The sequence below is a fragment of the Candidatus Polarisedimenticolia bacterium genome, from assembly GCA_035764505.1.
Classification (GTDB): Bacteria; Acidobacteriota; Polarisedimenticolia; order Gp22-AA2; family AA152; genus AA152.
This window is the reverse complement of sequence record DASTZC010000285.1, coordinates 1-8,059: the sequence shown is the minus strand read 5'-3', so window position 1 is coordinate 8,059 and position 8,059 is coordinate 1. Positions and strand designations below refer to the sequence as shown.

Here is an 8,059-nt window from a genome sequence, read left to right as displayed (position 1 = left end):
CTCCAGCTTGCGGGCCGCCTCCTCGGTGACCGCCAGCGCGCCGGCCTCCCCGGCCCCCGGCGTCTCACCAAACCCCTGGTGGACCAGCACCTCCAGCCGCTTGGCCACGGGGTCGTAGACCTGGATGTTTCCCTTCTCGGTGCCGGTGAACTCCGCCGCCGCGGCCAGGATCTGGCGCAGCAGCGACTGGAAATCGCCCGCCTGGACCAGGCGAGTGCTCAGCGCCTGCAGGCGCGCCATGGCCACCAGGTCCTCGGCCGCCAGCCCGCGGCTGAGGCGCAGCGACTCGTCGATCGCCTTGCTCTCGGTGATGTCACGCGCGAACAGCGCAATGCCGCCGTCCCCCATCGGGTAGGCCTTGCCCGCGAACCACCGCTTCCAGGGCTCGTAGAAGACCTCGTATTCGGCGGCGACGCGCTCGCTCATGGCACGCTGCATCTGCGCGTAGGCCTCGTTGCCCACCGCGTCGGGATAGACCTCCCAGATGTCCCGGCCGAGCAGCTCGTCGCGGTTTTTCCCCAGGCTCCGCAGTCCCGCGTCGTTGATGAACGTGAAGCGCCAGCCGGCGTCCAGAGTGAAGAAGATGTCGTTCATGCTGCCCAGGATGCCTGCGAGGCGCTCGTCGCTGGCCCGCGCCAGCCGCTCCCGCTCGGCGGCGCGCCGCCCCTGCCGGCCGATCGCGCCGGCGGTCCACCCCAGCAGCCCGAGGAGCAGCGTGATCTCGACCAGAGTTCGCAGGGCCGTCCCGAACTCCATGTCGTACAGACCGGCAGTCTGCCCGCGCAGACGCAGCAGTCCGAGCAGGATGGGAAGGATCACGATGGCGGGCACGGCGCTGCGGACCAGCGTTCCGGCCGGGCTGTCCTCGATCAGCCAGCGCGTCGGCGCACGCTCCGGGACGGAGAACAGCAGGGCCGCCGAGAGCGCGAAGATGAAGCTGCTCGTCTGCCAGGCGATGGCCGAGATCTTGGGGAGGGTGTAGAGGGCATGGGCGCCGTACAGATAGCCGATGAGAGAGAGCAGGGCAATGGTCAGCGTGACGAACGCCACGTGGGGAACGAACGCGCGGGCGCGCGGGCCCAGCGCGGCGAGCACCAGCGCCACGCCGATCAGGGTCCAGGAGACGGAGCCCGGCGGCCCCATGCGCCCCGTGAACAGGACTCCCTTCTGTCCCCAGGTGCGTCCGAACATGAGGAGGGTATCGACCCCGAGATCGACGCCGCTGACGTACTGAAAAACGGCCGTGCCGCCGAGGAAGGTGACGATGCCCCCGAGGAGGGCGGCCGTGCGGCGGTGCCCCCACAGGAGAAGGATCAGGGACGCGCTGGCGCAGACCGCCGCGAGCGCGGTGTTCGGCTGGATGCAGATGCCGTCGTTGTCCCAGTCGGTCAGCCGGGGCATGTCGGCGACCCAGCCGGCGAAGGAAACCAGTCCGCCGAAGAAGCCGTAGCCGGCCAGACCCACCGCCAGGGCATGAAGGCGCCGCTCCAGCTTGGCGGACACGGGGTACTCGGGGGCGGAACTGGCCGTGGGCAAGCGGGATCTACTCCCTGAAATCGCGCCCGCTTCCGGATTCTCCGAGGTCCTCGCGCCCGAGGCCTAAGCCGCGGCTGACGAGGGTCATCGAGAAGAAGGCGCCGGTCCCCTTTGGAACGAGGCTACTCTGCGTTCGCGCCGCCAAATCCCGGTTTGGATTGAACCGTAAGTGTAAGACTCGGGACGGGGTTTGTCCAGATGATCCTGGGAGGGCCACTCCATGAGACGCGGCCGGGTAGGCGCCCCGACGCGGTCAGTTCTCCGTGGAAGTCGAGAGGGTGGCCACCAGCTTCAAGAGGACATCCGGGTCGACAGGCTTGATGAGATGTCCATCGAAGCCCGCCTCCTCGGTTCGGCGCCGGTCTTCCTCCTGGCCCCAGCCGGTCTGGGCGATCAGCGTCATGGATCGGGACCAGGGTTGCTCCCGGATGCGCCGGCAGGCATCGTACCCGTTGAGGCGCGGCATGCCGATATCCAGGAGGACTATGTCGGGATGCAGGGTCTGGGCCGCCTCGACGGCCTCGACCCCGTCCATCGCCGTGTGGGTCTCGTGCCCCATCAGCTTGAGCAGCAGGGCGAGCGATTGGGCCGAGTCGCGGTTGTCGTCCGCCACCAGGATGCGGTAGGAACGGGTCTCCGGGGCGGCCGCCGCCGGAGCCAGGCGCCGCGCAACCGGCGCCCCGGGCACCGGCAGACGCACCACGAACTCGCATCCGCGGCCGGGACCCTCGCTGTGCGCCTCGACGGCGCCTCCGTGCAGCTCCACCAGGCTCTTCACCAGCGTCAGCCCGATGCCCAGCCCGCTTTTGGCACGCTCGAGGGATGTGTCGACCTGGGCGAACATGTCGAAGATGCGCGACAGCTGGTCCGGGGCGATTCCGATCCCCTGGTCACGGACCCTCACGGCCACTTCGCCGGCAGTATCTCCCCGCGGCGGGGCGAGCTCGGCGCTCAGCGTGATCCGCCCGCCGCGCTCCATGTACTTGCAGGAATTGTCCAGCAGGTTGGCGAAGACCTGGGTCAGCCGGATCGGGTCCCCCTCGAGGACCACAGGCTCCTCCGGCAGGTGGATCGTCACCTCGTGCCCCAGGCTGGCGCAGACGGGGCGGATGCACTCCAGTGCCTGCTCCACCACCGCAGCCAGCTCGACGCGCTCCTTGCGCAGCTCGATCTTGTTCCGGGTGATGCGGCTGACGTCGACCAGGTCGTCCACCAGCCGGACCATCAGGCTCACCTGGCGCTCGAGCATCTCGCAGGTCTCCTGGACCGGCTCGCCGCCCCGCTGGCGCAGGATGCTGATGGAGTTGCGGATCGGCGCCAGCGGGTTGCGCAGCTCGTGCGCCAGCATCGCCAGGAACTCGTTCTTGCGGCGGTCCGCCTCGCGCAGCGCCTGCTGCGCGAGCGCCAGCTGCTCGTGGTGCTTCTGGCTGGTCAGATCGGTGACCAGCACGCCGATCATCGCGCCGCAATCGGGCGGCAGCTCGCTAAAGGTGAGATAGGCCGGGATCAGCCCTCCGCCGGCGCGCTGGAGACGGGCCTCGCCCCGGCCCGAGCCTGCCTGCGTCCGGCGCAGGAGGCCGTCGTAGATGGGGCGGTCCTCCGCCACGACGAAGTCGAGCAGCCGGGATCCCATCAGCTTCTCGGGCGGCATATTCAGCAGCTCGGGCAGCCGGCGGTTGCAGTAGACGATGGTGCCGTCCGCGTGCAGCGTCGCCACCCCCTGTTGCATCTCCTCGACGAAGATGCGGTAGGGGCGGTCCGCACCCTCCAGGGTGTAGACGCGGTGACTGTTCGCTTCCTCCAGGACGAAGGCGTCGACGGCGCCCTTCTGGATGGCATGGATGGTTTCTTCGGCTTCGCGCAGCCGGGCGTCCAGCTCGGCGTTGCGCGCCTCCAGGTCCTCGAGCGTCGCGGAGGCGCTTTTCTTGGTCTCCGGCTTCGTCATCGGAACTCTGCCTCGCGGAACCGGATCAGGATTTGGCTCCATGCGGCTTGGGCTCCAGGTTCAATCCGGCGAGGACCCGGTCCTCGTCCTGCAGGTCGCCGATCAAGCGTCGCAAAGGGCGGGGCAGCTTCTTGACCAGCGTGGGCATGGCGACGATCTGCGCCTCGCGGGCAAGGTGCGGCTGCTGGTAAAGGTCGATGACCTCCAGCTCGTAGCGCCCCTCGAGATGCTCCCGGCAGATCGACTTCACCGCGGCCACCGCCTCCGAGGAGCGCGGCGTCATCCCGGTGACGTACAGGCGCAGCACGTAGCGCTCCTGGCTCGGCCCGCGCTCGAGCAACCGCTCGAACGCCGCCGTGCTGTCGCGCCTGGCATGCTTCATCGACTTCACACTTTCTCTCGGGCGCTCAGTGCGCCCGGACTCTTAGGAAGGGCGCAGGTTCAATCCCACCAGGGTCCGCTCGGAGTTGCGCAGATCCCCCACGATCCGGCGCAGCGGCTCCGGCAGCTTCCGCACCAGGGTCGGGATCGCCACGATCTGGTCCCCGGCCGCCAGCTGCGGTTGCACGAGCAGGTCGATCACCTCGATGCGGTACCTGCCCGGCAGGTGCTCCTCACACAGTTTTTTGAGGTTCGCGAAGGCCGCGACGGACTTCGGCGTCTGGCCGGCGACGTAGAGCCGCAGCGCCCAGACTTCCTCTCTTTCTGTCGTTGGTTCCTGCTCGACGGTTTTGGGCTGCTTTTTCATGCACGACTCCTTTGCCGTTGCGGGACCGAGGGCCTGGCTCGACCGTCGAGACTCCCTCGTCTGCCTTGCGGCTCGCTGCCATGCGATCCCGATCCTTCCGGATGACCTCGGCGCGGGCCCGCTCCTGTCCGATGACCCGCTTCGCCTCCTCTTCTTCCGCTTCGAACTCCTTGCGCAACACCAGGATGTGGGCCTCCAGGGCCTCACGCTTCCGATTCAGCTCGCGCCGCTTGGCGTCGATTTCCTGCTGCCGGCGCAGCGCCACCGCCGCCTCGCGCGCCTCCTGCGCCATCCTGGCCGAGCCGGTCAGCACTCCCGCCTCGCCGAGATAGACCTCGGCCAGCTCGATGCCCCGGTCGGTCAGGAGGAACTCGCGGATCTGGTTGGAGTGGGCCATGCCGCGCGACTTGAGGACATACATCGCCCGGTTGCGCTCGCCTCCCAGCTCGATGTCCCGCAGGAGCAGCCAGGTGTCCACCAGCGAGGAGATGAATATATCGGTCTTCTCCTGGTCGGCATCGGTGGTCATGCAGGTCAGCAGGGCGGTGACCTCCATGCCTTTGAGGAAGTCGATCAGGCGTGTCAGCATCGCCGTCGAGTCCCGCCGGTTGGCTCCCTGGCTCAGGTTGCTGATCGGATCCACGATCACCACCTCCGGCTTGACCTCCTGAACCAGCTTGTGGATCGTCGCCAGGTGCATCTCCAGGCCATGGACGCCGGAGCGCGTCGCGTGAAAGCGGAGCAGGCCTTTGCGGACGTACGGCTCCAGGTCGATGCCGATGGAGCGCATGTTGCGCACGATCTGCAGAGGAGACTCCTCGAAAGCGAGATACAGGCAGCGCTTGCCGCGCCTGCAGGTTTCCCGCGCCAGGTGGGCGGCGATGCTGCTCTTGCCGCTGCCCGCCGTCCCCGAGACCATGACGGTGCTGCCGCGGTAGTAGCCGCCGCCGTGCAGCATGGCGTCGAGCCGGTCGATGCCGGTCGAAATCCGCTCGTCGCTGACCGCATGCTGCAGCCCGAGCGAGGTGATCGGCAGCACGCTGAAGCCGTCCTCGTCGATGAGGAACGGGTACTCGTTGGTGCCGTGGGCCGATCCGCGGTACTTGACCACGCGCAGCCGCCGGGTGGAAACCTGGTCGACGACGCGGTGATCCAGGAGGATGACGCAATCGGAGACATACTCTTCCATTCCGTGCCGCGTCAGGGTCCCCTCCCCCCTCTCCCCGGTGATCACTGCGGTCACCCCACGGTCCTTGAGCCAGCGGAACAGACGCCGCAGCTCGGCGCGCAGGATCCCGGTGTTCTGCAGCCCGCTGAACAGGGCCTCGATGGTATCGAGCACGATGCGCTTTGCCTTGACGGTATCGATGGCGTGGCCGATGCGGATGAACAGCCCCTCGAGGTCGTACTCCCCCGCCTCCTCGATTTCGCCGCGCTCGATGCGCACGAAGTCGACCATCAGCTTCTTGCGCTTGATCAGGTCGTCCAGGTCGAAGCCGAGCGAGCGCACGTTCTGCCCTAGCTCCTGGGCGTTCTCCTCGAAGGCCACGAACACTCCCGGCTCGTTGTAATGCATCGCTCCCCGCACGAGGAACTCCATCCCCAGCAGGGTCTTGCCGCATCCGGCGCTGCCGCACACCAGCGTGGGGCGGCCGCGCGGGAGCCCGCCGCCGGTGACCTCGTCAAGCCCCTGGATGCCGGTGGGCGCCTTGGGCAGGCTGCGCTCGGCGGATTTCGAGCCACTATCGGTCTTCATCTGTACCCTTGTCGAATAAACACACCAGGGATTCTTCCGAGATCTACGATCCGGATGCACCCTGGTCACGCACGCCCGACGTACCGCGCAATGCCGGTACCGTTGCCGTTGACGGCTCGATAGACCGATGGAAAGGCATTTTCCCGCTGCAGCGGACTTCGCATCCGAGGGTTAGGGATTCGCGAAGTCGGAATGAATAATTGAAGCTCATGCAGTATGAATGAGGGGGATGACCCTAAGCAATTACAGAGAACTACGTAAAACCCGTCGGAGTGCCCGGTTCAAGACAAGGCGGAGCCGGCGCGTGCCCGCGGCGCCTTCCCGGGCGCGGCGCGAGCCGGCATGCGCACGGTGAACTCCGAACCTTTCCCCGGCCCGGCGCTGCGCGCCTCGATTCTTCCGCCGTGCAGCTCGATCAGCACCTGCGGCGGGCCGCAGTAGCCATGGCGTAATCAATTGGGAATCGTCGAAGCTGGCTCATCTCGGCTCAGCGAGCATGCTTCGGCAATTCGACTCGAAGGCCCGCGCTGGCCCGCCCGGGATGTGCGAGCCGAAGCCTGACCGCAGATTCGGGTCGGTCGTCGCCTCCATTGAACGGCAGATGGTCGAAGGCGGTGCATGTCTCCCCGACGCATCAGCTGCGGAAAACTACGTAGCCTGTCCGCTTTCGAAAACCCGATGGTCAGGAAACCTCGGGGCGTCTGTCCTCGCTGGACGAGGAGGGCTTCGAGAGGAACGCGGCGGCTCCGAGGACCATGGCGCTTGCCAGCCAGGTGATCGGCGGCACGGCGACATAGTAGAACGCCGCCTGGGCCTGGCGGGGCCAGACGGCGTCCATCGCATAGATCGCGAGCGAGACGAACGCGACGAGGAGAGTCACCGCATGGAGCGTCCGACGAACGCGCGCCGGCCATTTGTCCGACAGACGATCCGCCAGGGCCAGGCTGGCGAAGGGGGCGCCCACCCAGACGGTGAACATCGCCGTGATCAGCAAGTGCTTGTTGTACCGGCCGTGGTAGAGCATCAGGCCGAAAGAGCCGATGGCACCGGCGATCAGCGCGATGCGCGCGATCCGCCGCAAGGCCTCCGGGCCGGCCGTGCTCATGGGATTTCCGGCGCCTCATCGCGCAGGAGAGAGTACATCCACTGATCCAGGATTCTCCCATCCTTGACGGCGCTCTGCCGCAGCGTCCCTTCCAGTCGGTATCCCGCCTTCTCCAGGACGCGGGCCGAGGCCCGGTTCGTAGCATAGGGCACGGCATACAGCCGCCTCAGCTCCGGGTGGGAACGGAAAGCATGGGCGCTCAGCAGCCGCAGCGCCGCGGTCGCCACTCCCTTCCCGCGGAACTCGGAGCCCAGCCAGTACCCCACCTCCGCTCCGATCCGCTCCACGTCGGTGCGCGGCATGTATCCGATACCGCCCGCCAGATGTCCGCCGACCTCGATGGCGAAGTTGCGGGGGGGTTGGATCGCTACGGCCATCGCGATGAAGCGCCTCGCATCCTCGATCCCGTAAGGATGCGGAAAGAGGTCCCTCAATCCGAGCCAGACGCTGCGATCGTTGGCCTGCTGCGCCAGCGCTTCCGCATCGGCTTCACGCCATTCGCGCAGCACGATCGTTCCCTCCTTCAGGTCCACGATTCCCTATCCTTATTATTGTCAGGCCTGTCTGCTCGCCGGCGGCGCGCTTGGGCGACAGCATTGTTACAACGGAACACGAAGCCTGCGCAAGAGTATCGGCTAAGAACGCCTTGCTTCAAGGAGGTTTCGTGAAACGCTTCGGGAGGGTGGAGCTCCTTGCGTCAGGAAGCGCGCACGATCGGCTGGATATGCGGGACGGGAACCGCGGCGCAGTGCTGGTAGGCCTTGGTGAACTCGGCCCCGAACAGGACGATCTGCGCGGAATAGTAGACCCAGACCAGGATGATCATGACCGAGCCGGCGGCGCCGTAGGTGGAGGTCATGGAGCTGGCTCCGAGGTAGAGGCCGATCAGCGATTTGCCGGCCGTGAACAGGACCGCGGTCGCCAGGCCTCCCACCCACGCCGCGCGCCAGGCGACCAGCGCGTCGGGCA

At 67.2% G+C, this 8,059-nt stretch carries 8 protein-coding genes; all 8 read right to left on the bottom strand.

The window, feature by feature from the left end; genetic code table 11:
* Positions 1-1,503, bottom strand: a 1,503-nt coding sequence (locus tag VFW45_18670; GenBank protein ID HEU5182819.1) for a PAS domain-containing protein, incomplete at its 3' end; no start/stop codon positions are given.
* A gap of 286 nt (positions 1,504-1,789) precedes the next feature.
* Positions 1,790-3,481, bottom strand: coding sequence for an ATP-binding protein (locus tag VFW45_18665; protein ID HEU5182818.1), 1,692 nt, complete (start codon positions 3,479-3,481; stop codon positions 1,790-1,792).
* A gap of 25 nt (positions 3,482-3,506) precedes the next feature.
* Positions 3,507-3,863 carry a circadian clock KaiB family protein gene (locus VFW45_18660; protein ID HEU5182817.1) on the bottom strand — a complete coding sequence of 119 codons (357 nt, stop codon included), beginning with the start codon at positions 3,861-3,863 and terminating at the stop codon, positions 3,507-3,509.
* Positions 3,864-3,905: 42 nt separating this feature from the next.
* Positions 3,906-4,166: a circadian clock KaiB family protein gene (locus VFW45_18655; GenBank protein HEU5182816.1), complete on the bottom strand. Its 261-nt coding sequence runs from the start codon at positions 4,164-4,166 to the stop codon at positions 3,906-3,908.
* Positions 4,096-5,985 (bottom strand): circadian clock protein KaiC, encoded by a 1,890-nt coding sequence (gene kaiC, locus VFW45_18650; protein HEU5182815.1) that lies wholly within the window; start codon positions 5,983-5,985, stop codon positions 4,096-4,098. The genes VFW45_18655 and kaiC overlap by 71 nt, the downstream gene beginning before the upstream one ends.
* Before the next feature lie 682 nt (positions 5,986-6,667).
* The gene (locus VFW45_18645) at positions 6,668-7,090 is read right to left on the bottom strand and encodes a hypothetical protein (protein ID HEU5182814.1); all 423 of its coding nucleotides are present in this window, start codon (positions 7,088-7,090) and stop codon (positions 6,668-6,670) included.
* Positions 7,087-7,623, bottom strand: coding sequence for a GNAT family protein (locus VFW45_18640; GenBank protein HEU5182813.1), 537 nt, complete (start codon positions 7,621-7,623; stop codon positions 7,087-7,089). The genes VFW45_18645 and VFW45_18640 overlap by 4 nt, the downstream gene beginning before the upstream one ends.
* 164 nt (positions 7,624-7,787) lie before the next feature.
* Positions 7,788-8,059: YhjD/YihY/BrkB family envelope integrity protein (locus VFW45_18635; GenBank protein HEU5182812.1), on the bottom strand; the 272-nt coding region annotated here is incomplete at its 5' end.